The following is a 1,558-nucleotide window of genomic DNA, read 5'->3' on the forward strand; positions in this document are numbered from 1 at the left end:
ATATTGTACAATATATATGAGAAGGAGAGAATTTTATGAGTAAAATAACTAAAGATACAATAAAGAATCTTCCAGAAGATGAGAAAGAAATTATACTACATTTAACAGAAATATTTGAAGGGGAAGAAGAGACTATTAATGAGTATGTCAAGAATCAGTTAATTGATAGGTAATGTAATAATTGATGTATATATTTGTCTAAATTTCATAGATAGTAGCTATTAGAGGTAGATTGAGAAATATTTAGCCTACTTTTATTTTTTTGTCTTAATTTTATATGCAAGTTATAAAATTGAAAGTTGTCATATGTTACTTTTCTGTCGTAAAATAGAAAATCGCATAATATATAGTTACTTAATGATAAAAAAAGTATTTTGAAGAAAATAATATTGAAAATAATTATCTAAATGTTAATATAATATTGGACAATGTATTAATACACATATTCCCCAGTATAATTACACAAAAATATTTTCTCGCATTGAAAATGAGGGTAGTAGACAGTAGAAATATTGATTATTACCTTTATTTTCTTATCTAAGGATAGTAAATAGAAGCAATTCAACTAATGTTTTTTATTTTCATAATGATTAGTTTAAGACTGTAGAAGAAGTAGAAGTAGCTGACTATTGTGCTCCTAAAAAATAAATAAATTGATACCTTATAAAACGTAAAGAATTAAATGGACTAGAAGATTAATGAAAATCTTCTAGTTCTTTTTACTATATTTACAAAATAATCTAAATGTAGTAATATAAATACAAACACTAGTTTGTACGAATGTGTTTTCGATTGATTGGAGACGATAAAATGCTGACAGAGAAACAAAAAGAAATATTTGATATTATTAAGAATTATATTGAAAATAAAAAGATACCACCAACAGTTAGAGAGATATGTAAACTCTCAGGAATATCTTCCACATCTGCAATACGAGGATATATAAATAAATTGGAAAAGGAAGTATATATATTGAAAGAAAAAGGCTGCTGTAGAAGTATAAGAATACAAAAAATAAGTTAATTATTAAGGGGGATGTGTATTGTGAGAGATGTAGAAAATAATGAAAAGAATTTAATTAATGCAGTAGATAGATATTTACAAGAGAATTATCGTGAACTATATAATGAAAATAATTTAGAGGTAATATTTAAAAAAGCTAGGGAAGATAAAAATATAGAACTAAAAATGGTTAATACCATTAGTAAATTTATTCTTAACTAGAATTGAGATAATATAACAAAGAATTATAAAAATTATAATTTATGTTAGAATTATTTAGAATATCTTAGTATAATATGTGAAGTTTAAAAATGTGATCTTACAGATATATTAAAATATCAACCTAAAAAAGAGTTTTGACTAATTTTTAAAGCTATTCATTTTATATTAGAATAGGTTGTTGAATAACTAATTTTTACAAATAGTTACTTAAGAAAATATTCATAGGAATCAAAGGTTCCAAGGATATTTTCTTGATTTTATTCCTTGCTGTTTTTTATTAAATTCATCTATTAAATAAGCTAATAAAACCCATTTTATATGACGTTCGTATCGG

Annotated in this window: 3 protein-coding genes; all 3 read left to right on the top strand. The window is 23.4% G+C overall.

Annotated features, from left to right (window positions below; translation table 11 throughout):
* The first annotated feature begins 35 nt into the window (after window positions 1-35).
* The 3 genes from CLPUN_RS28000 to CLPUN_RS07055 all read left to right on the top strand — a co-directional run bounded on the left by CLPUN_RS28000 (window position 36) and on the right by CLPUN_RS07055 (window position 1,224).
* Window positions 36-173, top strand: coding sequence for a hypothetical protein (locus CLPUN_RS28000; protein WP_198944300.1), 138 nt, complete (start codon window positions 36-38; stop codon window positions 171-173).
* Window positions 174-810: 637 nt separating this feature from the next.
* A complete protein-coding gene (locus tag CLPUN_RS07050; RefSeq protein WP_077846611.1) occupies window positions 811-1,023 on the top strand; it encodes a LexA family protein in 213 nt (70 codons plus the stop codon).
* A 21-nt stretch (window positions 1,024-1,044) separates the two neighbouring features.
* Window positions 1,045-1,224 (top strand): hypothetical protein, encoded by a 180-nt coding sequence (locus CLPUN_RS07055; protein ID WP_423237284.1) that lies wholly within the window; start codon window positions 1,045-1,047, stop codon window positions 1,222-1,224.
* Window positions 1,225-1,558 lie beyond the last annotated feature (334 nt).

It is taken from the genome of Clostridium puniceum (genome assembly GCF_002006345.1).
Lineage (GTDB): Bacteria > Bacillota > Clostridia > Clostridiales > Clostridiaceae > Clostridium > Clostridium puniceum.